This window comes from Mesorhizobium sp. P2_E6, from assembly GCF_056403835.1.
Map to the genome: position 1 here is coordinate 185,677 of NZ_JBFUEQ010000009.1, position 23,227 is coordinate 208,903.

24 protein-coding genes are annotated in these 23,227 nt (G+C 60.9%); 6 read left to right on the forward strand and 18 right to left on the reverse strand.

What is annotated here, in order from left to right; all coding sequences use genetic code 11:
- Positions 1–62 precede the first annotated feature (62 nt).
- From AC1D08_RS23185 to AC1D08_RS23230, 10 genes are all read right to left on the reverse strand, one after another.
- Positions 63–647, reverse strand: coding sequence for a hypothetical protein (locus AC1D08_RS23185; RefSeq protein WP_477424136.1), 585 nt, complete (start codon positions 645–647; stop codon positions 63–65).
- On the reverse strand, positions 644–1,234 hold the full coding sequence (locus AC1D08_RS23190; RefSeq protein ID WP_477418107.1) for a L,D-transpeptidase: 591 nt from the start codon (positions 1,232–1,234) through the stop codon (positions 644–646). The genes AC1D08_RS23185 and AC1D08_RS23190 overlap by 4 nt, the downstream gene beginning before the upstream one ends.
- Positions 1,218–2,381: a CpaE/TadZ family protein gene (locus tag AC1D08_RS23195; RefSeq protein WP_477424138.1), complete on the reverse strand. Its 1,164-nt coding sequence runs from the start codon at positions 2,379–2,381 to the stop codon at positions 1,218–1,220. Before AC1D08_RS23195 ends, AC1D08_RS23190 begins: the two co-directional genes overlap by 17 nt.
- Positions 2,378–3,025, reverse strand: coding sequence for a TadE/TadG family type IV pilus assembly protein (locus AC1D08_RS23200; protein ID WP_477424140.1), 648 nt, complete (start codon positions 3,023–3,025; stop codon positions 2,378–2,380). Before AC1D08_RS23200 ends, AC1D08_RS23195 begins: the two co-directional genes overlap by 4 nt.
- A gap of 2 nt (positions 3,026–3,027) precedes the next feature.
- Positions 3,028–3,570 carry a TadE/TadG family type IV pilus assembly protein gene (locus AC1D08_RS23205; RefSeq protein ID WP_477424141.1) on the reverse strand — a complete coding sequence of 181 codons (543 nt, stop codon included), beginning with the start codon at positions 3,568–3,570 and terminating at the stop codon, positions 3,028–3,030.
- 5 nt (positions 3,571–3,575) lie between these two features.
- Positions 3,576–5,105 carry a TadE/TadG family type IV pilus assembly protein gene (locus AC1D08_RS23210; protein WP_477424143.1) on the reverse strand — a complete coding sequence of 510 codons (1,530 nt, stop codon included), beginning with the start codon at positions 5,103–5,105 and terminating at the stop codon, positions 3,576–3,578.
- A gap of 77 nt (positions 5,106–5,182) precedes the next feature.
- Complete coding sequence (locus AC1D08_RS23215) at positions 5,183–5,479, reverse strand: hypothetical protein (protein WP_477424145.1); 297 nt, start codon at positions 5,477–5,479, stop codon at positions 5,183–5,185.
- Positions 5,466–6,911 carry a type II and III secretion system protein family protein gene (locus AC1D08_RS23220; protein WP_477424147.1) on the reverse strand — a complete coding sequence of 482 codons (1,446 nt, stop codon included), beginning with the start codon at positions 6,909–6,911 and terminating at the stop codon, positions 5,466–5,468. The genes AC1D08_RS23215 and AC1D08_RS23220 overlap by 14 nt, the downstream gene beginning before the upstream one ends.
- Before the next feature lie 55 nt (positions 6,912–6,966).
- Positions 6,967–8,004: a Flp pilus assembly protein CpaB gene (gene cpaB, locus AC1D08_RS23225; protein ID WP_477424149.1), complete on the reverse strand. Its 1,038-nt coding sequence runs from the start codon at positions 8,002–8,004 to the stop codon at positions 6,967–6,969.
- 91 nt (positions 8,005–8,095) lie between these two features.
- Entirely contained in the window at positions 8,096–8,308 is a 213-nt protein-coding gene (locus AC1D08_RS23230) for a Flp family type IVb pilin (RefSeq protein ID WP_477424151.1), read from the reverse strand.
- A gap of 515 nt (positions 8,309–8,823) precedes the next feature.
- On the opposite strand from AC1D08_RS23230, the gene AC1D08_RS23235 reads away from it, so the two are divergent.
- From AC1D08_RS23235 to AC1D08_RS23260, 6 genes are all read left to right on the forward strand, one after another.
- The gene (locus AC1D08_RS23235; RefSeq protein WP_477424153.1) at positions 8,824–10,206 is read left to right on the forward strand and encodes a CpaF family protein; all 1,383 of its coding nucleotides are present in this window, start codon (positions 8,824–8,826) and stop codon (positions 10,204–10,206) included.
- The gene (locus tag AC1D08_RS23240; protein ID WP_477424154.1) at positions 10,206–11,177 is read left to right on the forward strand and encodes a type II secretion system F family protein; all 972 of its coding nucleotides are present in this window, start codon (positions 10,206–10,208) and stop codon (positions 11,175–11,177) included. The genes AC1D08_RS23235 and AC1D08_RS23240 overlap by 1 nt, the downstream gene beginning before the upstream one ends.
- Before the next feature lie 78 nt (positions 11,178–11,255).
- Positions 11,256–12,146: a type II secretion system F family protein gene (locus AC1D08_RS23245; protein ID WP_477424156.1), complete on the forward strand. Its 891-nt coding sequence runs from the start codon at positions 11,256–11,258 to the stop codon at positions 12,144–12,146.
- Between the two features lie 54 nt (positions 12,147–12,200).
- On the forward strand, positions 12,201–12,740 hold the full coding sequence (locus AC1D08_RS23250) for a tetratricopeptide repeat protein (protein ID WP_477424158.1): 540 nt from the start codon (positions 12,201–12,203) through the stop codon (positions 12,738–12,740).
- A gap of 1 nt (position 12,741) precedes the next feature.
- On the forward strand, positions 12,742–13,281 hold the full coding sequence (locus tag AC1D08_RS23255) for a prepilin peptidase (RefSeq protein WP_477424160.1): 540 nt from the start codon (positions 12,742–12,744) through the stop codon (positions 13,279–13,281).
- 100 nt (positions 13,282–13,381) lie between these two features.
- Positions 13,382–13,924, forward strand: a complete 543-nt coding sequence (locus AC1D08_RS23260; protein WP_477424162.1) for an exopolysaccharide production repressor protein — start codon at positions 13,382–13,384, stop codon at positions 13,922–13,924.
- A gap of 39 nt (positions 13,925–13,963) precedes the next feature.
- On the opposite strand, the gene dhaL (AC1D08_RS23265) is transcribed toward AC1D08_RS23260, so the two are convergent.
- The 8 genes from dhaL (AC1D08_RS23265) to AC1D08_RS23300 all read right to left on the reverse strand — a co-directional run bounded on the left by dhaL (AC1D08_RS23265) (position 13,964) and on the right by AC1D08_RS23300 (position 23,032).
- Positions 13,964–14,617, reverse strand: a complete 654-nt coding sequence (dhaL, locus tag AC1D08_RS23265; RefSeq protein ID WP_477424164.1) for a dihydroxyacetone kinase subunit DhaL — start codon at positions 14,615–14,617, stop codon at positions 13,964–13,966.
- A gap of 59 nt (positions 14,618–14,676) precedes the next feature.
- Positions 14,677–16,773, reverse strand: a complete 2,097-nt coding sequence (locus AC1D08_RS23270; protein WP_477424166.1) for a bifunctional sugar-binding transcriptional regulator/dihydroxyacetone kinase subunit DhaK — start codon at positions 16,771–16,773, stop codon at positions 14,677–14,679.
- A gap of 130 nt (positions 16,774–16,903) precedes the next feature.
- The gene (dhaL, locus tag AC1D08_RS23275; RefSeq protein WP_457154298.1) at positions 16,904–17,566 is read right to left on the reverse strand and encodes a dihydroxyacetone kinase subunit DhaL; all 663 of its coding nucleotides are present in this window, start codon (positions 17,564–17,566) and stop codon (positions 16,904–16,906) included.
- 11 nt (positions 17,567–17,577) lie between these two features.
- A complete protein-coding gene (locus AC1D08_RS23280) occupies positions 17,578–18,570 on the reverse strand; it encodes a dihydroxyacetone kinase subunit DhaK (protein ID WP_477225499.1) in 993 nt (330 codons plus the stop codon).
- A gap of 22 nt (positions 18,571–18,592) precedes the next feature.
- Positions 18,593–19,363: an SDR family oxidoreductase gene (locus AC1D08_RS23285; RefSeq protein WP_457154236.1), complete on the reverse strand. Its 771-nt coding sequence runs from the start codon at positions 19,361–19,363 to the stop codon at positions 18,593–18,595.
- A gap of 60 nt (positions 19,364–19,423) precedes the next feature.
- Positions 19,424–20,410: a substrate-binding domain-containing protein gene (locus AC1D08_RS23290; protein WP_457154235.1), complete on the reverse strand. Its 987-nt coding sequence runs from the start codon at positions 20,408–20,410 to the stop codon at positions 19,424–19,426.
- Between the two features lie 98 nt (positions 20,411–20,508).
- Positions 20,509–21,513 carry an ABC transporter permease gene (locus AC1D08_RS23295; protein ID WP_457154234.1) on the reverse strand — a complete coding sequence of 335 codons (1,005 nt, stop codon included), beginning with the start codon at positions 21,511–21,513 and terminating at the stop codon, positions 20,509–20,511.
- A 40-nt stretch (positions 21,514–21,553) separates the two neighbouring features.
- Complete coding sequence (locus AC1D08_RS23300; protein ID WP_477424168.1) at positions 21,554–23,032, reverse strand: sugar ABC transporter ATP-binding protein; 1,479 nt, start codon at positions 23,030–23,032, stop codon at positions 21,554–21,556.
- Between the last annotated feature and the right edge of the window lie 195 nt (positions 23,033–23,227).

Genomic DNA, 23,227 nt, shown 5'->3' on the forward strand with positions numbered 1-23,227 from the left:
AAAGCGTTAGAGCGGGCGCCACTCGCCACCTGTGCCCTGCCAAAATCCATACCCTACAAGGTCTAATTGATCCTCTTGTAATAGACCTTGCCGTCAGGCTGCTGGATGCGCTGGTAGTTGGAGCTTGGGGGAGGGGGCGACGCCGGCGCGGCCCTCTTCCTGGGCGTGACACTGGGTTCGCTCGCGCTCGCGCCTTCGAGAGCTTCGGGCGCTTCCGCCAGCGTGCTGGTGGTCATCTCCGGCGGCTCCATCGCACCCGGCGTGGCCTCGTCGCCGGCAATCGGCCTAGTCAGTGCCAGCTGGGCAACGTTGCTATTGATCTCGTTGAAGCTGCCTTGCAGTTGGCTGTCCAGTTTCTCGAACCGGCTCTGGAAGCCGTTGTTGACCGTGTCGAGCCGTGCCGCGATCCGCTGCTCGAACGCCCCGAGCTGCTCCAGCCGCGCTTCGACGAAACGCAGGTCGCTCATGCCGCGATAGAGATAGATCGCGGCGGCCATGTTGATCGCAGTGATCACCAAGGCACCGCTGGCGACGAGAATGGCGATGGCCCTTGCCTTGCTGGGTCTCTCGATGACGACGACCTGTTCGCGCTGCTCCTGTTGTCCGATATCGATCGCCGGCATGTCCGGTTCGCTGAGCATCGTCATTGGACCACCACCTTCGCGCCGACCGCGACGCGCTTGAAAAGATCGATCACATCGGTGTTTGTAAGCCGAAAACATCCCGATGTCCCGTCGAACCCGACACCAGACGGATCATTGGTGCCGTGTATCCGGTAGAGTGTGTCGCGACCGTCACGCAGCAGGTAGAGTGCCCTTGCGCCAAGAGGATTGTAGGGCCCGGCGGGCACCATTTTCGGCAACTCCGGCTGGCGGGCCCGCATTTCCTGCGGCGGGCGCCACTCCGGCCATTCGGTCTTGGCCCCAACCTTGACGACGCCCGTCCAGCCAAACCCGTCGCGTCCGACGCTGATCTGGTAGCGGAGCGCCTGGCCTTGGCGGGTCACCAGGTAAAGCGCCTTCTCGTTCTTGCGGATGATGATCGTTCCTGGCTGCTCGGTGGTTGCGAAGGCAACCGTCTTGCGCAGGCTGGGGCCCATCGCCGGCAGCGGCGGCCGATCCGAAAGGCTCGATCTCGCCTGGGCGAAGTCCTGGACGGATAGCGCCAACGCCGCGCCCAGCAGGCTGGCGTAGGCCAACCCCTGGACGATCCGGTAGCTAGCGTGCAGCGTCATCGAGCCGCTCTTTGAACATCCGCTTCAGGTCCTTGTTGAAGCGCGCCCGCCCATCGACTTCGGAAGGCAGGATCGCACGATTCAAGGCGTCGGTCAGCAGCGCATTGTCCAGCGGGACCGACTTGATGTGCGGCGCCTTGAAGATCTTCTCGAGCTCGCTGCGCGAGAAGTGGTTGCCGAACCATTTGCGCTTGTGCTTGTTGGCGACCAGCGTGATGTTGACCGCATTGCCACGCAGTTCGCGGATCTTCGTGTAGAGCCGCTTGCCTTGCCGTAGCGAAGCGACATTGAGTTCGAAGACGATGAAGATCTCGTCGCTCGTCGACAGCACGGAGTTCTGCCAGGGCGTTTCGATGTTCGGCAGGTCTATGACGATGTCGTCGAAACGGTAGGCGACGAGGTCCAGCAGCCGGAACACGAAATCGCTGCCATGCGGCTCGAAAGGCAGTTGCGGCCTTTCGAAGGCATACATGGTGAGGCCGGACGGGCGCGACAGCTTGATGACATCCATCAGTTCGACATCGAGCCGTTCCGGCTGGCCGATGATGCCGGCGAGGTCGAACTGGTTGAACAGGTTGAGATAGGCGCCGCAATTGGCGCTTTGGAAATCGAGATCGACCAGGCAAGTGGAAGCCGCGCGTTCGGCCGATTTCGAGGCCAGGTATTCGGCCGCCGACAAAGCGAGTGTCGTCCCACCGGCACCGCCGCTAGCGCTGACGAAGGTGATGATCCGGCTTTTTGTTCCCTGGTTGCCGGTGTCGTGGAAGGTCACCGCGTTGAGCAGTTCCTTGGCGTCGAGCGGCTTGTGCAGCCAGTCGGATGCGTTCATGCGCACCAGCACCCGCGTCTGCTCCGACGTCAATTCGCCGGAAACTGCGATCAGCGGCACGCTTGCCCATTTGGACCGTGCCTCGACGATGCCGGCCTGGCCGAGCACCTCGCCATTGGCAAGGTCGAGGATGACGATGCCGGGACGCGTGTCGGCGGGCGGCCCCTTGAGGAAGTCGGCGGTCTCGGAAACCCTGACATCGTAGATCGCCAGCGCCTCAAGCCGCGTCGCCACCTCGCGCTTGAAGTTCGGATCCGACGAGAACAGCGCCACCTGCTTGCGCTTGGTCGGTGTAACTTTGGTGTTGATGGCATTCATGATGGGGTGCTCTTCAGATCTTCGCCCGTGACCGTGCTCAGCATGGAGGGCATTGGAATGCTTCCGAATCCGTACAGTCCGCCCAGGAAGAAGAACTGGTAGGTCCTGTTCTTCAGGTTGACGGTGATTGTCGGCACCGGTCCGCCCAGTCGTGTCTGGTAGCCGAGGCCTGTGGCAGCGTAGGTGATGACCACATTGTCGCGTTGCAGGCCGGGGAAGAAGTGGCACATGCCGCGCCGCATGGTGAGCCACTGGGCTCCGGTGATTGTCGGACAGGCGTTGTCGTTGGTGACAGCCGTGTCTCCCCGGAATATGCGGCTGAAATTGGTGGCGCTGAACGTGCCGCCATTGCTGCAGGCGCCTGTGGTTCCAGTGTAAGTGCAGACGAAAGGTCCATACGCGCCGGCGGCAACCGGCGCGCCGGGCGATGCGATCGGCGCGGCAGCCGCCAGATTGGTTACAACCGGATCGGAGATGGATGCCAGCCGCGCGCCGATCTGGACTGCCTTGGTCGCGGCATTCCATTGGTAGAGTGCGTAGCCGAAATCGACGAAGCCCAGCGTCAGCGCAAACAGCAGCGACGAAACGATGGCCATTTCCACCATCGCTGTCCCATCTTCCGATTTTGCGAAACGCTTCATCATGATCAGAACCGGATGTACCGCTCCTCATGAGAAGCGTTCAAAGTGATCGGACCGAAGCCGAGCAACGACAGCATGCCGATGCCGCTATAGGAAAAAGTACCCTCCACTCTGACCTTGCAGACCTTTGTCGTGGTAGAACGGTATTCTATGACGCCCGTAGTAGGGTCGACGGCGTCACGGCAGGAGGCGGGGGCGGCGATGGTCACCGTCACATTCGCTTTCGCCCAGCCAGTGATGCGCGGAGGGTCCGTTGCTGGATTCGCGTTCCATTTGCCGAACACCGCTATGTTGGTAGCGATGTCGGCGCAATTGATCGCCGCAAGACCGTTGTCGGTGTACATCTGGCTGTTGCAGCGCGCGCCGTAACGGGCGGCATCCGAAAGTCCGGCTTCCATCAACAGCTTGTCGTGGATCAGATTGCCGAATTCGAAAACGCCCGCCGACAGGGGCACCATCAACGGCAGTATCAGAGCCGTCTCGACAATTGCGGTGCCGCGATGGTCGCGTCGAAATCTCTGGAGGTGACGGAACAGGGTGCTGATCATCGCTATCACCGGTAAAGCTGGGCTTCGTCGCGCAGGTAGTTGTCGAGTGTGCCGTTGCCGCCCTTACCAGTGATGTCGACCAGTTCGACGAAGATATCCTTCCCGTCGTGGATCGGTTCGGTGATGAAGAAACTGGCGAATCTCCGGACCGGAATGCCCGTCAAGCGGCCTGTGAATTTCAAGCCGGAAGCCTGGAGCGCATTGCAGTCCAGGACCGCGCCGTAAAGCAACCGGCGGTCAGGAATCGAGATCGGGGTGCCAGCTCCGGCCGGCGGTGTGCCTTTTTCTCCACCGACAGAGGCATCGCCGACGATGCTGTCATTGGTTAGGGGATTTCCATCGGGATCGAGTTCGTAGCGATAGACCTCATACCGCGTCGGGAGGTTGGCGCCAGTGCCGGATAGAGCCGCAGGCACGGGACGCGAGGGGTGGTTGGCAGCCCAGTAGCGCGCGAAGTTCCAGTCACCGGCACCCATGCGGCCGCCCATCATGGTGCAGTTGCCGGCGATCTGGCACGAGTCGCGTTCAAGACCGACGCCCTTGGTGGGGTCAGTTTGGTAGTCGACCTTGTTGCTCTTGACGTACTGGTCCCAGTTTTTGGCGCCCTTGCGCACATTGACGGCAGGTCCGTCCGAGTAGTTGGACGAATTGATACCGAAACGCGAGTTGATGCCGTTCTCCACAGGTCCGGCGTTCTGTCCCGGCTCCGTGTCGACGCCGTCGCGTGAATAGCAATTCTGCGGCTTGGAGTCAGCGAGCATCTTTTCGAGCTGATTGGCGCCGTTGCCGAACGGCGAAGCCAGGAAAGCGAAGTTACCTGGCATGTAAGACCCGTCACCACGCAACTTGATCTGCCGGCGACGGTATTGCCGGGTCTGCGCTGCCTGCTCCAGCGTGACGCCGCCGGTGATGGTCGTATCCTCATAGGGATTGCACATGAAAACGGGCGTGTAATCGCAAACGCCCGATGTGAACCCGGCAGTCGCCACTGACCCAATGGCCCACGAGTTGTTGGTGCCGCCGGGCAGGAACGAGGCTGGAAATAGTGTGCCGAAGCCTTGGGGCGTAATCTTGACCTGTATGTATCTGGTCTCATCTTCGCCAACGGCCTGAACGGCATCGGCAAGATAAGTCGCCTGGTTGGCAGTCGTTATCTGAATGCCGTCCGTGGGGGGGATTGCCTTGAGGAAGCACCAGGAAATGCTTCCAGCGCTGTTGCATCGCGCCGTGCCGCCCGGTTGCCCGGAGGTCAGGGGAGCCCGATAGCCGGAGGTCGAGAAATTGCTTTGATTGTTGACAAGGGTTGCCATGGCGCGCTCTGCCCGTACCCATGAACCGGGAAGGCCATCAAGTTCTGCCGCTCCGGCCAGCGCAAATGCGTCGGCGGCCTTTTGCATGTCGTTTTGCAAATTGTTGGCCCGGCTCATATCGATCACCAGCACCGAAAAGCCGATGATCGCCGGCAACATGATGGCCACTAGAACGAGGGCTATACCCCTTTGATCCCGCCAGAACGCGCGAATGACTCGCAACATGGCCTTACTCTTCGCTCCCCTGACGCCAGGTTCCCTCGTATTATCTGGCGCACTGAAACCGCATCCCTCTGTTCAATTCACTGTGTATTCGTCACACCCGAGTTGCCGATATTGACCGTGATGGGCGGCGGCGCCGGCGGCGCCGGCGGATGTCTGTAGTTCTCGCCAACAATAGCAGCGCGCATGCCGTCACTTTCGATCTTCGTGTTCTTGGACTGCGGGTTGAGCGTGTCGACCGTCTGCAGCAGCGAATTGAACTTCTGCGTGTCGCCGGCGGCCAAGGTCACCGAATCGTAGTTGTTCAGATAGTCCGCGGCGCAGCCTGACAGCGCGCTGGCGCACAGGGTGAGGATCAAGAGGCTATTTCTTGACATAGATCATCTTGTCCTTCGATTTGAAGTCGAGCATGTGGCCATAGGGGCCGGTGACGCCGTCGCCTGTTTCATACTTTCGGATCATGTCCTTGTTCACCTCGAGCTGGCCCAGCACGAAGAATTCCGGGTCGTTGGCGGGCCGCGTCTTGTCGAACGGCGTCGCCAGTTGCTCGCCGGGCTTCACCGGCCGCACGAGATGAGGCGTGACGATGACCACGAGTTCGGTTTCTTCCTGCTGGTTGCTCGAATTGCGGAACAGCGCCCCGATGACCGGCACCTGGCCGAGCCACGGCACCTGGTCCTGAAGCTTGGTGGTCTTGCTCGACAGAAGTCCGCCCACGGCGAAGCTCTGGCCGTCGCGCAACTCGACCACGGTCGCAAGCTTGCGGTTGGTGAAGATCGGGTCGCCGGCGGTTGTGAAGCCGGTCAGGTCGCTGACCTCCGGCGCCAGCTTCATATGGATCTTACCGTCGTCGAGCACGACCGGCGTGAACGTAAGGTTGACGCCGAATTGCTTGAAATCGATCTGGACGAGGCCATCCGTGCCGATGCTGCGGATTGGGACTTCGCCGCCGGCGTTGAAGCTGGCCGGCTCGCCTGAAAGCGTGGTGAGGTTGGGATTCGCGAGCGTGCGCACCACGCCCTTGGACTCCAGCGCCTCGATGATCAGATCGATCTTGATATTGTTGTCGATGACGCGCGTGATCAGGGCTCCGAAGGGATTGGAGTTCGATAGGAGGCCGCTGAGCATATCGCCTGGCCCGAGCACGATATTGTCCTTGTCGACGGCGGCAACACCAGTACCGGTACGGGTCGTGCCTCTGCTGTTGGTGCTCTTGATCGACACGCCGAGATCGCGGCCGGCGTTGCGCTTGGCTTCCAGCACGCGCACTTCCAGATTGACCTGCTGGCTGTCGTCGACGATCACGGAGTTGATGATGGCATCGGGGCCATATTGCTGCGCCACTTCCATGATCGCCGCCAGCGTGGCGCCGTCCTTGACATGACCGGCGAGCCTGACCCTGCCGTTGACCGAGCCGACTTCGATGCGCGACTTTGGCGCCACCTGGCGGATAGCCTGCGCCATGTCGCTGACGTCGACGCCGACCTCGATCTGGATGACGCCGAGCGAACGCTTGTCCGTGGAGAAGAGATTGACCGTCGTGGTGCCTGCGCCCTTGCCGATGACATAGAGCGTGCGGTCGGTCATCGGCTGGGCATCGGCGATCTTCTCGTCGCCGACGACGATGTCGCCCAGATTGGCATTCACCTGGATCGTTACCGATTGCGACATCGGCAGGAAGATCTTGTGGACGCTGGGGTTCGACACATCGATGAAGCGGTCTGCAGCATGAGCCGCGAGGCTCAATGACAGCAACGCACAGAAACACGCTAGAACGGCGGCGGCCAGTGATCCCCAGAACACGCGCATCTACGCTACCCCCTCGCCGGCTGATTCGGACTCCAGATATCCTAGTATGCCGGTGTTATTGTTGTCGTGGCACATCATATGTTTCGAGCTTTATACCTCGAAACACACCCACTGTCGCCCGCGCCGGTGGTTCCGGCTGCACATATTTGACCACTTCCTTGACAACTTCTTTCACCTGCGGCGCAGAAGCCACAGCTGGAGCCGGCTTCACCTTGCTCAGATCGTCGAGCTTGCTGCCCACTCGGTCGACTGCCTTGGTCAACCCTGCGAGCTTTTCGTCCGCGCGCTGACGTTCTGCTGCTGCTGCAGCTTCGGCTGCAGCCTGCTTGTCCAGTTCGGCTTGCCTTTTGGCTACATCCGCTGGCATTTCACCGGTCAGGTCGGAAAGCGTTACGCGCTCGGTCGTCTCGCCGCTGCTGGCCGCTGCCTGGCGAAGCGCCAGCGACAGCTGGCCCGCACCCGCTGCGAGGGTGAGCTTCTGCGCGTCCTTGGTGCTGACTTCGACGGTCACCGCTTTGACCACGGTCGGGCTGTCCTTGCTTTCGTCGGCGACCTGGTCGACGGCGAGCACCTTCACGCTCTGCAAAAGGACATCGACAAAACTCTGATCCGCGCCGTCTGCATTGCGCAGGGTGCGCGTCAACAGGACGTCGACCCGGTCGCCTGGGAACACAAATCCGGCAACGCCGAGCACGTCATTGACTCTGATGGAAACGGCCTTCAAACCTTCGCCGAGCACCGCCGATAGCGTGGCGCGCTGGCCGGGGCCGGTAATTTTGGTGGCGAGGACAGGTTCATTGGCGCCGATCGACTGGAGCGCCTGCTTGGGGTCGCCGGTCATGAGCTCCTTGGCCGTCTTGAAGGCGCCCGCCGGGACCGCGCCCGCCGGCCATGCGATTTCACGCAATTTGTCGGCGGTTAGCGTATCGCCGAATTTCAGGGCCACTGCGGCGACGACGACCGTATCGGCCTGGACACCGTTCGCTTCAGCCATGGCGCTGCGCTGGCTGGCGAGCCAGATATTGATGAGAACCACCGCAAGCACGCCGAACACGCCGGCGAGTACGATCATGATGATTGTGTTGCCACGCATAGCCCAAGCCCCAAAACCCCAAGGGCGGGAATTCGCCCGCCGCGATTTGAATCAGGCCCGGATCGAATGGATCCGGGCCTGAAGCATTTGATTAGCTGCCGACGCCCGGACCGCAGGTGCCGATGCCGCTGCCTGCCATCGCCGTGCAGAGGCCGGTGAAGCGACCGTTCACCCAGAGACCGATGCCGACGATGATGAGGATTGCCGCGCCGGCGATGATGCCGACCAGGATGGAATATTCGACCATGGCAGCGCCGTTTTCGTCGTCGCGGAACTGCCGGGCCATCGTCATGAGCTTCTTCATGCCAATTTCTCCCTTTGGAGGTTTGAACCCGACGAGACGAGCCAAGGATGAAATCCATACCCAAGCATCCCCCGTCATCCCAATCCTTGTCCCGCTAAAATGCAGAGTCAAACGGGATTAACAGTTCCTTAACCTTCCAATACCTGATCGGAGGCCAGGATAGTTTTTGCAAGAGCTTGATTCGATTAGTTTTTCAACCGCCTTAACCATTCGTTCACAATTTGGCCATACATCCGAATTCGGTATCGCTAAATTAGCCAATATGCATAATCCTTTATATATAAGGGCTTACGAGAGGGCATCGACCCGGCATGGCTCATTACAATCGGTCATGTTCCGTGAGCGACACGTCGATTGCCGGGTCTTGGCATGTCGCCAAATAAAAACGATTTTTTTGACCCCTTGTCCTTAACTATGTCACAAGTATTGTCCGTTCGGTGGAGGGCTCGGCGCTTGTGCCTTCCGTGGTTAACGCTTAGTTTCCAGGCAGGGGAATTTTCGGGGGACTTGGCGAGATGTTGGGCCGCTTCATAAAAGGACCGAGTGAGACACGGGCGCAGCTGCAGCCGGTGCAGGTAGCGGTGACGCCCGGCGTTCCGTCTCCCGCGACGGACGCCGCCGAAGACGGCACCGATTTCCTGACCCTCAAGGTCGAGCTTCACCGCCATTTGATCGACCGCTTCAACCTCGCCGTCCTCGAAACAGCGTCCAAGGACGAAATCCTGAATGAGATCCGTCCGATCGTGCGCGAGTTCGTGCGCGGCCGAAACGTGCCGCTGAATGCGCGCGAGCTGGATCAACTGACAAGCGACACCGCCGATGAAATGCTCGGGCTGGGTCCGATCGAGCCGCTGCTCAAGGATGACTCCATCGCTGACATTCTGATCAACACCCATAATCGGGTATTTATAGAGCGGCGTGGCGTGATCGAGGAAACCGCAATACGGTTCCGCGACGAGGCGCACCTGCTGCGTATCATAAACAAGATTGTCTCCGCCATCGGCCGCCGTGTCGACGAATCCGCGCCGATGGTCGATGCCCGACTGGCAGACGGTTCGCGCGTCAACATCGCGGTGCGGCCGATCTCGGTCGATGGCCCGCTGGTGTCGATCCGCAAATTCTCAAAGCATCCCTATTCGCTTGAGCGCCTGATCGCGTTCAATTCGATCCGACCGCCGATGGTCGATCTGTTGCGGATTGCCGTGCAGGCGCGCAAATCGATCCTGGTTTCGGGAGGCACCGGCAGCGGCAAGACGACCTTGCTCAACGCGCTGTCGAGCTACATCCCCTCGAAAGAACGCCTGATCACCATCGAAGATGCGGCGGAACTGCAACTGCAGCAGCCGCATGTCGGGCGGCTCGAGACGCGTCCGCCCAATGTCGAAGGCAAAGGCGAGGTTCGGCAGCGCGAACTGCTGAAGAATGCGCTGCGCATGCGGCCCGATCGCATCATCGTCGGCGAGGTGCGCGGCGAGGAAGCCTTCGACATGCTGCAGGCGATGAACACCGGCCATGAAGGCTCGATGACCACAATCCATGCCAACACGCCGCGCGACGCGATATCCCGGCTCGAGCAGATGGTCGGCATGGCCGGCATGCCGATGAGCCATGACTCAATCCGCGCGCAGATCGCATCGGCTATCGACATCATCGTGCAAACGCAGCGTCTTTCTGATGGTGGCAGGCGGGTCATCTCCATATCGGAACTGACCGGCATGGAAGGCAACGTCGTCCAGCTTCAGGAAATCTATCATTTCGTTCGTCGTGACGTGACAGCAGACGGCATCATCATCGGCGATTTTCGAGCGACCGGCGTGCGCCCCCGCTTTGCCCAGGAAGTCGCGACGCTCGGGCATCAGTTTGCCAAGGATGCCTTCAACCCGCAGGTTGCCCTGTGATGCCGACCGGTCAGACGCTGCTTTACTTCATCTATGTACTTGCCGCTGCGTCGGTGATCCTCGCCGCCGAAACCTTTTACATGGCTTATGCCGCGCGGCGCGCCCGAGCCGGCACGATCAACCGGCGTCTTGCGCGCCTCGCGGAAGAAGCGCCAGCAGAGCAGACCTTGCAGGGCCTGCTGCGCGAACGCGGGTTGACGGTCACAGGCGATTATATCTTCGGCATGGTCGCCTTGAACCGGCTCTACACGCAGTCGGGCATCACCGGCAATCCGTTGGCTTTCGCCGTAATGTTCCTGCTGGCGGGATTGGTGCTGGCGCTGGTCCTCCCATTGATTTTGGGTTTTTCGTTCGTGGCAGGCCTCCTCGCCTTTTTGCTTGTGGGTTTCGCCCTGCCGCTTCTCGTTCTTCGGCGCGCACGCAACAAGCGTATCGTGAAATTCGCCGCCCAGCTTCCTGACGCATTGGACATGATCGTCCGTTCATTGCGGGCCGGGCACCCGACCACCGTGGCCATCACACTCGTGGCCCGCGAAATGCCCGACCCGCTCGGCACCGAATTCGGCATTGTTTCCGACGAAATCACCTTCGGCCTCAGCCTTGAAAATGCCGTGCGGAAGCTTTCGCAACGTGTTGGGTTCGAAGGCCTTCATCTGCTGTCCGTTTCGCTGTCAATTCAAGCCAAGACCGGCGGCAACCTCACCGAAATCCTGGCCAATCTCTCATCCGTGCTGCGCGAGCGACAGAAACTGCGCCTGAAGATCCGGGCACTGTCGGCCGAGGGCAGGATGTCGGCATGGATCATTTCGCTGTTTCCGGTGGTCATGCTTGCCCTGCTGATGGTTATCGCGCCGAGCTACTACGGCGATATTTGGGGCAGTCCCCTTCTCATGCCGGCGTTCGTGCTCTTCGGACTCTGGGCGCTGCTCGGTGACTTCATCATGTACCGAATGGTCAATTTCGATTTCTGACAGGAGCGAACCATAAACCTGTTCTCAAATACCCAGGATCTGGGCCTTCTGGTTTCCATCGCTGTCTTCCTGGCGGCAATGGCGCTGTTCCTGTTCGGCGCGCTGATTTTCCGGCCTGCCTTGCAGACGCGCAAGCTGGTCACGCAAAACCTGCTGTCTGAAGGGATCGCCAGCCGTCGGTCGTTGGTCGGGCAGGAGCAACTCGCCAAGATATCGGCGCAAAGACCCGTCGATGCCTACTTCCGCTCGGTCGAGAAAGAGCGGGGCGAGCCTAACGCGCTCGAAGCCAAGCTCTTTCGTGCCGGATTCTACCAGGCGAGCGCGCCGCTTTTCTATACGCTATCCCGAATAGGGGCCGTCGCTGTCGGCTTTCTGGGAGTGTACACCGGCTTGCTTGCAGTGGTCCCGCCGGGAATTCCGGGGGTTCTTGTATTCGTGGTTTCCGCGCTGTTCGGCCTCGCTTGTCTGGTTATTCCGAGTGTCGCGCTGGATCGGTTCGAGAATGCCAAGAAGGAAACCTATCGCCGGGGTTTTCCCGACTTCATGGACATGATGATCACCTGCGCCGATGCCGGCATGAGCCTGGAGGCCGCCGTGGAGCGGGTGAGCCAGGAACTGGCTGGCACGCACAAATGGCTGGGGATACAGCTTTCGATCATGAATTTGCAGTTGCGCGCCGGCAAGCCGTTGCGTGAGGCCCTCCGGGATCTTGCCGACCGTCTGGGCCTCGATGAGGCGAGGGCGCTTTCGGTATTGTTCCGCCAATCGGAGGAACTCGGCACCAGCCTGACGGATGCCCTGCGTGTCTACAGCGACGAGATGCGCGGCAAGAGAATTCTCAGGGCGGAGGAAAAGGGCAACGCGCTTCCGGTCAAGATGATGATCCCGCTCGGGGTCTGCGTCTTTCCGGTGGTCTTGATGATCGTCCTGTTGCCGATCATTATCCGCATGAGGGGGATTTTCTTTTAGTTATGTGTATGCTTTGGTCCTAATGTGAGTCGGGGGACCCTCGAGGGGAACTGCATGAAGAGGCATATCGCTGTCGCAGCCTGCCTGTTGACGGTAGTGCTGGCCGGCTGCCAGACAGACCCCGCCGACGGTGTCGTTCGCACCAACGAGCCGTCGAAAGGCGACGTAACGTCCTTTGGCGATGCTTTCGACGGGCTGAAGACGATCGCCGATGTCGAATATCACGCCTCGGACCAGGCCGTGGCCGAAGCCAAGAACCAGTTCCGCGCAGAAAACTACGGCAATGCCGGCGCGTTGTTCTTCAAGGCGACGCAACTGTCGCCCAATGACGGTAACGCGTGGATGGGGTTGGCTGCCTGCAGCGACCGGATCCACCGGTTCGATCTCGCCGACCGGGCCTACGCCCGAGCGCTCAAGCTGGTCGGCCCGACGGCGGAATATTACAACAATGTCGGCTATTCCTACCTGTTGCGCGGCAAGCTGCAGGACGCACGCAGCAATTTCCTCAAGGCTTACGAACTGGCGCCCAAAGACCCGACTGTCGCCAACAATCTGAAGCTGCTGTCATCCAGCGTGCAGAATATCGAGCGCTAGCATGCTGCTGGTAGAATCGCTGCTTCTGAAAGCGCTCGCGATCCCGCTGTTGGCCAGAATAGGCTGGCTCGACTTCACCACCCAGAAGATCGCCAACCGCGACGTGCTGTTGCTGCTCTGCCTGGGGGCGGGGGGCCTGCTGCTGCTGTCGCTCCAAACCGGATCGTGGTGGGAGATGGGGCTGAGCGGCCTTGCCGCGCTTTTGCTGTTCGTTGTCCTGTTCCCGTTCTGGGCGCTGCGCAAGGTCGGGGCCGGCGATGTCAAGCTGCTGGCGGTGGTGCCCTTTCTGATAAGCGGCGGCGATCTCGCGGTGTTTTCAGTGCTGCTTCTGATTTTCGCCCTCGCCACAGCGGTGATCGTGAAAAATCCGCTCTTGCTGCCTGCGGGCGCTTTTCGGGTCATTATCCAGCATTTGGACCGCAAGGGCGTGGTGCCATTCGGAGTGCCGATCTCGATGGCCGCGATCTGTACGATAGCGTTCCTGATCTACAAAAGTCTGGTGATGACGACCAACTCTGGAATCCTCGATCAGCTTAACTGAACCTTGAGCTTAGATAGCCAGCAAAATGGCCGTATACCTCTATATTAGCTTGTGCTAACGTATAGAGGTCGCAGCCCAAAACACCCCAAACGACCCCCCGGTGCTGCGATTACCGAGCGCCGGCAAATATGCGCTCACCAGACTCTCCAGTTTGCCGGCGCTCGGTCCCCTCGGGGTGACGACGCGGGCGTTGCAGCAACGCTTGCGCCGCGTGGGTTACGTTTGCAATTTGGACAGACAAAAATCCAACATAGCGAGCCGCCAAGGCATATTAGTTCATGCTTGCATTGATGTCCAAAAACTGGAACTGTTCGTGCGGGGTAGAAATCATGCGATGGGGCGAAAGACAACCGGGTTGATTCTTCCCGGAATCTTTCGAGGGCGAATGTATTTTCCACAGTTTCTGGTGGGAGCAACGGCGGCGTTGGCCGTCATCTTTGGCTGGATCTACAGCGTCACGGGCTCGTTTTGGGTCTCGTTGGCGTGGACAGTCATCAGCGCCGTCGTGCTGCAGGTGGGGTATTTCGCCTGTGTGCTCGTTATGATTTTCCGCCGCGTCGATGAAACAACCGATGCCGATCGAGCGGTTCAGAAGAAGTCCGATGAAGCGTTTCCCGCCAAACGCGACGGTATCTCGTTCTAGAGCAATTCCCTAAGGGAAAGCGCTGCGCGCAATCGCGGATTACTTCGCGCTGTCTTCACCAAAGCTGTCTTTCATCGCGCGCAGGATAATGACGGCCGAGGCCGCTCCCGGGTCCATGTGCCCAAGGGATCGCTCTCCCAGCCGCGCCGCCCTTCCGCGTGCTGCGACCATGGATCGTGTCGAATTTGCGCCGGCTTCCGCGGCCTCCAGGATGCTGCTCCACATTTCCCGGCTTCCGGCAGCGCGGGCACGTGCACCGACGGCTGCTTCCGTTGCTGGGATCCAGGCATCCAGCATCGTCTTGTCGCCGCGCTGCCCTTTGCCGCGCTCCTTGATGCCGGTCGTCATGGCCTCGACGATCGCCGCCTGGTCGGCAGTCGAGAGGCGTTCATCTTGCTTGACGGCTTGTGCTGCTCTTCGGAACGCCGTCGCATAGAGCGGCCCCGTGGAGGCGCCGACCGCATCGAGAAAGGCCGATGCGGCAGAGGTGAAAACGTCCGACGCAAGCATGTGGTCGAGGTCGAGCTTGGCGAGCTCCGCGTTCACCGCCATGAAGCCGAGCGACATGGTGATGCCATGGTCGGCATCGCCGATGGCGCCATCCAGATCCGAGAGGTGATCCTTCCCCGCCTCGATCGCAATGGAGATGCGATAAAACATCCTGCTCAGGCGTCGCGCCGCATTGTCCGACATCGTGTTCCTCCCAGTTCAAGCAGGATGCGACCCATCGTCGATCGGCGCATACTCGTATCTCAGCCGACCCGCAGGACGGCTGTATCGCAAGGATGATGCAACAGGTCCGTCAACTCGTTGTCGAGGTGCAAGACCGTTATCGACGCACCGACCATGTCGAGCGATGTGCAATAATGCCCCACCCAGTTCGCCTCTATGGTGATGTCCTTGGCGCTCAATCGCTGCGCGACGCGCCTGAACAGGATGTAAAGCTCCATCAGCGGCGTGGCGCCGAATGAATTGATCAGCACCGCGACACGGTCGCCCGCTGCCGGCTTCATCTCCGAAAAGATGCGGTCCATGATCCGGTCCGTGATCGCGTCGGCGCTCATCATCCTTTCGCGGATGACGCCGGGCTCGCCATGGATGCCCATACCGATCTCGATGTCGTCGGGGCCGATTTCGAAATTGTGGCGACGGGTCTGCGGCATAGAGCAGGGCTCCAGCGCAACGCCCATGGTGAAAGTCCGTGCGTTGGCCTTGCGCGTCACGGCCTCGCAGGCGTCGAGCGACAAGCCGCGGTCGCAGGCAGCGCCAGCGATCTTGAACATGAAGAAGTTGCCGGCAACGCCGCGGCGGCCCTCCCTGTCCTCAATCGGCGACGAGGCGATGTCGTCGGTTGTCACCACCGTGCGGACCTCGATGTTGTTTTCCGCCGCGATCTCGGCCGCCATTTCGAAGTTCATCACGTCGCCGGCATAGTTGCCGTAGACGAACAGCACGCCTTGCCCGCCCGATGCGGCATTGGCGCACTGGAAGATCGTGCCGGGAGGCGGTGACGAAAAGATGTTGCCGACGGCCACGGCATCGGCGAGCCCCTTGCCGACATAACCGAGAAAGCAGGGCTCGTGCCCTGTGCCGCCGCCGATCACCAGCCCGACTTTCCCGGGCCTCGGCCCGGTGCGGGCAACGAGAGCACGATGCGAACCCTTGATCGGCTCGATATAGGCGGCGTGGGCCCTCACCACGCCGTCAAGCATTTCCTCCACGACATCGTCGGGGTCGTTGAGGAACTTCTTGATATGGGTGCGGAAGTTGCTGGGCAAAGCCACGGCGTTGTCGAGCCTTGGGCGCTGCGAGAGCTTTTGGTCGAGCTCCGTCACGCCGTCGGCATTGAGGATGCCACGGCCGGTGGCGGCGTCGGTGATGAGCACGTTGACGTAGCCGCCCCGCAGCGCGGCAAGGATTGCCGGCACCTTGTCGAAACCGCCGGCGACCGCAATGCGCAGGCCGATGGCCTTCAGCCTGTCGAGCGATATTCCGATCGTACGGTCGTCGAGCGGGCCGGCCACCGGATTGCCCTGTCCGTCGATGAAGCGGCCGGCGACGACACCCACGGCATCCTTGGCGAGGTATTGTTGAAGGGGGACCGATTCGAAGAAGCCGCTGGTGTGGATCGTTGAATTCGGGCGCAGGGAAGAGATGCCGAAAAGCGCCTTGTTGGCTTTGGCAAGCGCCTCGAACTGGCTTTCGATCAGCGTCTCGCGCAACAGCATGTCGCGAACCTCGGCCGTCGAAACGACCGCTGGCGCGGTGATGTTGATCAGCTTCCCATCCACAGCGCCGGCAATGGCGGCCGCGCACAGTTCCGGCGTATAGGCAAAACTCGCACGAGTGCCTCCGGTCGCCTGAACGACGGTGACGTCCTGGAGGCCAGGCACGGAGGCCTGCTCCCCGATTGCCAACACAGTTCGTCCCCAGGCAACGGCAAGCGTGTCACCGGATTTCAAAAGCTTGGCAAGCGCCTGCGCCGCAGCCCCGCCAAGACGATCGATCAGTGGACGCGCATTGTCGTCGCTTGGCACGACCAGGCAGTCATGCAACCCGAAGTGACGCTTGAGTTCCTGCGCGATCGAGAGCGAACTCAGCCGTGACGGCTCGAGCGAAATGTTGACGATCCCGCGGGCGCGGGCATCGGCCAAATAGCTGTTCACCGTCGCCCGCGAAATGCCCATGATGTCGGCGATATCGCCTTGCGTCATGCGATCTTCGTAGTAGAGCCAGCAGGCCCAGACGTAGGGGTCGTCACCGTAGCGCAGCGGGATGGGTTCGGTGCCGGCCTCGGCCCCCGTCCGCACCGTCCCGTTCTTCCGCGCCGATGATGCCTTGACGGTCATGCTGCCTGGTTTCCCCGAATCCATAATCGGTCGCCAAGATGGGCGCAAACGGGCGAACTCTCAATCTTGCTCCGCTCCCGGCTGGAAGATCAGCCGGGAGCCATTGCTCGGGAGGAGCATTCTTCAAAATTCAACGCACCGCTGTCGCGGACAGCTGCAGTTTCTGCTTGGCGCTTAGCGCCAGGGCTTTCAGGATCAACGCGCAGGATGTGGCGCCGGCGTCGAGGACGCCGACCGAGCGCTCACCCAGGCGGCTGGCGCGGCCGATCTTGGCCACAAGGTCCTTCGTGCCGTCGCGGCCTTTTTCGGCTGCGGCAACCAGGGCATCCAGCGCGTCCGGAAATGGCTTCCCGTCGGCGTTGGCGCTGTCGAAGGCGTCGATGGCCGGGACGAGCGTGTCGAGAAGCGTCTTGTCGCCAACCTTGGCCGACCCGATGGCCTGGATGCCGTCGAGACCATTGGTGAGCATCGTGCTGAAAGTCTTCGCATCGATTGACGATGAGTGTTCGATCGTCTCGGCGAATTGCGTGAACATGACGCCATAGAGCGGACCCATGGAACCACCGATCTCGGTCATCAGCACGGTGCCCAGCGTATCGAAGGCGGTGGCCAGCGACATGTCGTTGCCCCTGATCCTCTCCGCGGCCATGCCGAAGCCCTTGGCCATGTTGACGCCGTGGTCGCCGTCACCGATCTTGCCGTCGATCTCGCTCAGATAGGCCCGGTTTTCGATGATACGGTCCGCCACCGAAAGAACGATGTCGCCAGCGGAAGCGTTTTCAAAATGCTGCATTCGCCTGTCTCCTAGAACCTTGCGGGACAATCGACATCGACATCCAGCAGCCTTTTCAGTTCGGCGTCGAGCGCCATGACCGTGAGTGTGGCGCCGACCATTTCCAGCGACGTGAAATAGTTGCCGATATAGGTCTTGTGGATGCTCAGCCCGCGTCCGGTGATCTCCTGTTCGATCGTGTCGTTGAGGATGTAGAGTTCGTTGACCGGGGTTGCGCCGAGGCCGGACACCAGCACCGCAACTTCCGTTCCGGCTGCAAGGTCATGATCATCGAGGACGATCTTGACCATCTCCCGCGCTATCTCGGCGGCGGGCTTCAGCGGTTCGACCCGGACACCCGGTTCACCGTGATGACCGATGCCGACTTCCATCGTGCCCGGCTCGATCGAGAAGTTGGGGTGGCCCACGGCGGGCAGCGTGCAAGGGCCAAGACCAACGCCAATCGAGCGGCAGTTGTCGATCGCCGTTTGCGCTGTCGCCCGCACGTCCGCGAGACCAGCACCTTCCGCGGCCTTGGCGCCGGCGCATTTCCACATGAAGATCTCGCCGGCAACGCCTCGGCGCTTGTCGCGTTCATCCGGCCCTGCCGAGCACACATCGTCGTTGGCAACGACGGTTGCGATGTCGATGCCTTCCTTGGCCGCGAGTTTTATCGCCATCTTCACATTCATGTTGTCGCCGGCGTAGTTGCCATAGAGGCAGACGACGCCCTTGCCGCCATCTGCCTCGCGCGCGGCGTCGAGGAAGCTCTTTGCCGTTGGTGACGAAAACAGCTCGCCGACCGCAACCGCATCCAGCATGTTGCGTCCCGTATAGCCGATGAAGGCAGGCTCGTGGCCGGAGCCACCCCCGGTGATCACGCCGACCTTGCCGCTGACCGGCGCATGACGGGCGACGATGACACGGGGATTGCCGCCAAGCCTGACGATATCGGCATGCGCCTTGACGAAGCCCTTGACCGTATCCTCGACGACCTCGTCGGGATTGTTGATAAACCGCTGCATTGTTGCTCCAATCCTGCGCCGCTCAGATTATGGTGTAGCCGCCGTCGACCAGAAGGTCGGCGCCGTTGATCATGTCGGCGCCGTTCGATGCCAGGAACACCGCTGCGGCGGCTATTTCCTCCGGGAAGGCAAAGCGGCCGGTCGGGATGCGCTGCTTCAGCGCCTCGCCGCGCGGCCCGTCCCACGCCTTTCGGCCAAGGTCGGTCAGCACCACTGTCGGCGAAATCGTATTGACCGTGATGCCATGCTTGCCCCATTCGGCGGCAAGCGTCTTGGACAGGCCGATGACACCGAATTTCGAGGCACAGTAGGCGACGTGCTGGTCGATCGCGACGGTGCCGGCCTGCGAAGCCATGTTGATGATCTTGCCGCCGTTGCCGGCTTTGATCAGGACGCGTCCGGCGGCCTGGGAGACGAGGAACGTTCCCTTGAGATTGATGGCGATGGTCTTGTCCCAGGCATCGAGGCTGAGCTCCTCGGCCGGAGCAAGGATGGCGACGCCGGCGCTGTTGACGACGATGTCGATATGGCCGAAAGCCGCTTCCGCCGCAGCAAACACGGCCTCCACGGATTTCGGATCGGACACATCGCAGACGAAGAACTTGGCACCGTTGCCGAGTTCATCGGCCTTCGATCTCGCAACCGATTCATTGATGTCGATCACTCCGACTGCGGCACCCTTCAAGGCAAATGCCGATGCAATGGCGCTGCCGATGCCGGAGGCGCCGCCGGTGATCAGGGCGACTTTGCCGCCAAGTGAAAAATTGAGATCGACCTGTATTGAATCAGTCATGGTTCTCTTCCCGGCCTGTTGGAAAGTGGGGTGTGCAAGAGGGCACACCCCACGGCTGAATTACTTGCGTGTCGCAAGAAGCTTGTCGACGTTTTCCGCCGTCACCGGCGTCCACGGCACATTGTAGATCTTCTCCTTGCCGTCCTTCCACGGCATGTCCTTGTAGGTTGCCCAAATGTCGGACTGGGGTTTGTAGTCACCCTTCTTGGCATTGAAGATGGCGAGATCGAGCGCCCCTTGTGCCTGGGCACGTGCGTCCTGAAGGATCGACGTCATCTCGCCGTTCTTGACGGCGTGGAGCGCGTCGGTGATGCCGTCGATGCCGGCAATGGCAAAGCTCTTCGTATCAAGGCCGGCGGCCTTGATCGCCTCGATGGCGCCGAGGGCCATTTCGTCGTTTTGGCCAATCACGCCATTGATCTGCTTGGGGTGGGCGGTGAGCCAGTTTTCCATCAGCGTCTGGGCTTCAGCGCGCGACCAGTTCGCCGTCTGATCTTCAAGGATCTTGACATCCGGGCACTCGGCAAGCGCCTTCTTGTTGCCTTCGAGGCGAGAAATCTGCGCCGACTGACCGACCGGCCCCTCGAGAATGACGACGTTGCCCTTGCAGCCAATCTTGTCGAGCACGGTCTTGGCTTCCATGTAGCCCGAGATCGTGTCGTCGGACCCGACATAGGAGGCCAGGAGATCGGAATTGACGCGGGTGTTGGAGCCGACAACCGGGATGCCGGCATCGGCGGCCGACTGCACGGCGGCCGCGCCTGCATCGACGTCAATCGGTGCGAAGATGATCGCATTGTACTTCTGCGTGACCATTGTCTTGAACTGGTCCTGCTGCACCAGGGCATCATAGCGGCCGTCGAAAACCGTCAGTTCGACTTCACCGCTCTTGACGGCAGGGTGCTCCTGAAGCGCTGCTGCCCAGATCTGCATGAACTCCGCATTCAACCCGTAAGGTGCTGCGCCGATCTTGATCTTCTCCTGCGCCATGGCCGACGAGGCCAGCAGCGCGGTCGCGGACGCGAGCGCTATCATCAATGTTTTCATTTCGTACCTCCACTTTAAGTGAGCGACCGACATGGTTCGCCTATCAACGGACACGCGGTGTGCAGGTCCGATCCCGGAGGGGCTTTGGGTCCGATGCTCTAAGCCCCGTAGTTTCTCTTCTGATCAAGCATCACGGCGCCAACGATCAGGGCGCCCTTGAGAACTTGCTGGTAGTAGGATTGGATACCCATCAGATCGAGGCCGTTGTTCATGACGCCGATGATCAGCGCGCCAATCAGTGTGCCGGTCACCCGGCCCACCCCTCCTGAGAGACTGGTTCCCCCGATCACCACCGCGGCGATCGCGTCCAGCTCATAAGCAATACCGGCCTGGGGCAGTGCGGAGCCGGTGCGGGCGCTGAGCAGCATTCCGGCGAGGCCGGCAAGACCGCCGGAGACGACATAGACGACGAACTGAATGCGGGTGATGTTGATGCCCGAGGTCCTGGCAGCGTGGGGATTGCCGCCGACGGCATAGATGTAGCGGCCGAAACGCGTCCGGTTGAGGATCCACCAGGAGACGGCAAACACGATAGCCAGAATGACGACCGGGGCTGGTATGCCAAGGATGTCGCCTGTGCCGATCCAGCGAAACGCCGGCGTCAGCGCGGGAACAGGCCGGCCTCCGCCATAGATGAGGGTCAGTCCGCGTGCGGCCGACAGCATGCCCAGCGTCGCCACAAAGGCCGGCACCGAAAAGCGCGACACGATCACACCCGAAACGGCGCCGCAGGCAACGCCGACCAAAAGACCGATGCCGAGGCCGACGACGACTGGATGGGGTGAACCGGAAATCCCGGCGGTCGCGGACGTGGTCACGAAACTGGCGCTGATGAGACCGGCAAGCGCGACCACGGAGCCGACCGAGAGGTCGATGCCGCGGGTCAGGATGACGAAGGTCATGCCGATGGCGAGGACACCATTGATCGACGTCTGCAGCAGCACGTTCGAGATGTTGCCGGCTGTCAAAAAGAACTCGTTGGAGACCGACAGAACCGCAACCAGGATCAGGAAGGCAAAGAAGATGCCGTATTCCTGAATCAGCAGCCGGCGCTGCTCCGAACCGAGCCAGCTTTTTGCGTTCTCGTTGTTTCCAACCGACATCATTGACTCCTCTGCCGCCGGACGAACACCCTGTCCCTGCTCAGGTTGATAGGTGGACGAGTGATTGGGCATCCGTTTCCTCCCGGCTGTAGATCCCGGCGCTCTTGCCGGCGCGCATCACCATGATGCGGTCCGACATGCCGAGAACTTCGTCGATTTCCGACGAGATCATCACGACCGTGCCGCCGGCGGCGGCGAAGTCATTGATGATCCGATAGATTTCACGCTTGGCCCCGACATCGACGCCGCGGGTCGGTTCGTCCAAAAGCAGGACCTTCGGGTTGCGAAGGAACCATTTTGCCAGCACCACCTTCTGCTGGTTGCCGCCTGAAAGGCCGGAAACCGGCATCGTGTCGCGCGCCGCCTTGATCTGGAATTTTTCCCGCATGTCGCGGCTTGCTTGCGCCTCCCGCGGCCGATCCATGCTGAAGGCGGGGCTCATTTCCGGCAGGCTCGCCATGCAGATGTTGGCGCGCACGGAATCGGAGAGATTGAGGCCGGTCAACTTGCGGTCTTCGGTGACCAGCGCCAGCCCGTGCGCCATGGCATCGGCCGACTTGGAAATAGTGACCTCGGCACCGTCGAGCTTGATGCTTCCTGCCGAAGGCTTGTCGAGCCCGAAGAGGCAGTTGAAGATCTCGGTCCGTCCGGCCCCCATCAGGCCGTAAATGCCGAAGATCTCACCCTTTCGTGCGGTGAACGAGATATCCTCGATCTTGTTCGGGCATGTGAGCGCGGTAACCTCGAGAACGGTTTCCAAGGTGGGCGTGTTGGTCTTGATGTATTCCTCGGACAGTTCGCGGCCGACGATCATGCGGATCAGGTTGTGCCGATCGATGTCTGCAAGCGCCCCGCTGCCGACATAGGCGCCGTCACGGAAGACCGTGTAGGAATCGGCGATCTGGAAGATCTCCGACAGCCGGTGAGAAACGTAGACGATACCGCGGCCCTGGGCCTGCAGGCGGCGGATCGCGGCAAAGAGGTGCTGCGCCTCCCGCTCGCCGATCGCCGATGTCGGCTCATCCATGAAGATGACCTCGGCGTCGTGGCTGAGCGCCTTGGCGATCTCGACGAGCTGCATCTGCGCGACCGAGAGGTTCATCATGTATTGTGTGGCTCGAATATCGAATTCGAGATCGTCCAGCAGCTTTTGCGCGGACCTGTTCATCGCGCGGAAATCGATGCCGCCGAACCGTGCTGAAGGCTCACGGCCAAGGTAGATGTTCTCGGCAACCGTCATGTGAGGGACGGGGCTGAGTTCCTGTTCGATAATGGCGATGCCCGAGGCCAATGCGTCGGCCGGGCTTGCGAATTCCACATCCTTGCCGCGACGACGGATTGAGCCGGCATCGCGCTTGAAGATACCCATCAGTATCTTGAGGAAGGTCGACTTGCCGGCGCCATTGCCGCCGCAGAGCGCGTGAACCGTGCCGGCGCGAAGTTGAAAGCGGCCCTCGCGCAAGGCTGCGACGCCACCAAAGGACTTCTTCAGCCCTTCCACCTCGAGCAAAAATTCCACGTCGGCTCTCCTCCCAAGGGCACTCGACACCCCTCCTTGGCGCGAGCTGATCGACACGAATGATCTCTGTTGTTGGCGTCGATATTTACAATAGTCGACTGGCACTCGACAAATGTCAAGCTGCGAGCCAAACTATGAATGCCAACCGTTGGCCGCGGATGGAATGCACCCGCTGACACCCAGGACCCGGGCGCC

Excerpts from the sequence above, each read along its gene's own strand:
- AC1D08_RS23255 (WP_477424160.1), top strand. The coding sequence starts at position 12,742 with ATGCTGCTGGTAGAATCGCTGCTTCTGAAAGCGCTCGCGATCCCGCTG.
- AC1D08_RS23205 (WP_477424141.1), bottom strand. The coding sequence starts at position 3,570 with ATGATCAGCACCCTGTTCCGTCACCTCCAGAGATTTCGACGCGACCAT.
- AC1D08_RS23285 (WP_457154236.1), bottom strand. The coding sequence starts at position 19,363 with ATGACTGATTCAATACAGGTCGATCTCAATTTTTCACTTGGCGGCAAA.
- AC1D08_RS23240 (WP_477424154.1), top strand. The coding sequence starts at position 10,206 with ATGCCGACCGGTCAGACGCTGCTTTACTTCATCTATGTACTTGCCGCT.
- AC1D08_RS23220 (WP_477424147.1), bottom strand. The coding sequence starts at position 6,911 with ATGCGCGTGTTCTGGGGATCACTGGCCGCCGCCGTTCTAGCGTGTTTC.
- AC1D08_RS23190 (WP_477418107.1), bottom strand. The coding sequence starts at position 1,234 with ATGACGCTGCACGCTAGCTACCGGATCGTCCAGGGGTTGGCCTACGCC.
- AC1D08_RS23230 (WP_477424151.1), bottom strand. The coding sequence starts at position 8,308 with ATGAAGAAGCTCATGACGATGGCCCGGCAGTTCCGCGACGACGAAAAC.
- AC1D08_RS23270 (WP_477424166.1), bottom strand. The coding sequence starts at position 16,773 with ATGACCGTCAAGGCATCATCGGCGCGGAAGAACGGGACGGTGCGGACG.
- AC1D08_RS23210 (WP_477424143.1), bottom strand. The coding sequence starts at position 5,105 with ATGTTGCGAGTCATTCGCGCGTTCTGGCGGGATCAAAGGGGTATAGCC.
- AC1D08_RS23200 (WP_477424140.1), bottom strand. The coding sequence starts at position 3,025 with ATGATGAAGCGTTTCGCAAAATCGGAAGATGGGACAGCGATGGTGGAA.
- AC1D08_RS23235 (WP_477424153.1), top strand. The coding sequence starts at position 8,824 with ATGTTGGGCCGCTTCATAAAAGGACCGAGTGAGACACGGGCGCAGCTG.
- AC1D08_RS23280 (WP_477225499.1), bottom strand. The coding sequence starts at position 18,570 with ATGCAGCGGTTTATCAACAATCCCGACGAGGTCGTCGAGGATACGGTC.
- AC1D08_RS23195 (WP_477424138.1), bottom strand. The coding sequence starts at position 2,381 with ATGAATGCCATCAACACCAAAGTTACACCGACCAAGCGCAAGCAGGTG.
- AC1D08_RS23290 (WP_457154235.1), bottom strand. The coding sequence starts at position 20,410 with ATGAAAACATTGATGATAGCGCTCGCGTCCGCGACCGCGCTGCTGGCC.
- AC1D08_RS23245 (WP_477424156.1), top strand. The coding sequence starts at position 11,256 with ATGGCGCTGTTCCTGTTCGGCGCGCTGATTTTCCGGCCTGCCTTGCAG.
- cpaB (WP_477424149.1), bottom strand. The coding sequence starts at position 8,004 with ATGCGTGGCAACACAATCATCATGATCGTACTCGCCGGCGTGTTCGGC.
- dhaL (WP_457154298.1), bottom strand. The coding sequence starts at position 17,566 with ATGCAGCATTTTGAAAACGCTTCCGCTGGCGACATCGTTCTTTCGGTG.
- AC1D08_RS23185 (WP_477424136.1), bottom strand. The coding sequence starts at position 647 with ATGACGATGCTCAGCGAACCGGACATGCCGGCGATCGATATCGGACAA.
- AC1D08_RS23295 (WP_457154234.1), bottom strand. The coding sequence starts at position 21,513 with ATGTCGGTTGGAAACAACGAGAACGCAAAAAGCTGGCTCGGTTCGGAG.
- AC1D08_RS23250 (WP_477424158.1), top strand. The coding sequence starts at position 12,201 with ATGAAGAGGCATATCGCTGTCGCAGCCTGCCTGTTGACGGTAGTGCTG.
- dhaL (WP_477424164.1), bottom strand. The coding sequence starts at position 14,617 with ATGTCGGACAATGCGGCGCGACGCCTGAGCAGGATGTTTTATCGCATC.
- AC1D08_RS23215 (WP_477424145.1), bottom strand. The coding sequence starts at position 5,479 with ATGTCAAGAAATAGCCTCTTGATCCTCACCCTGTGCGCCAGCGCGCTG.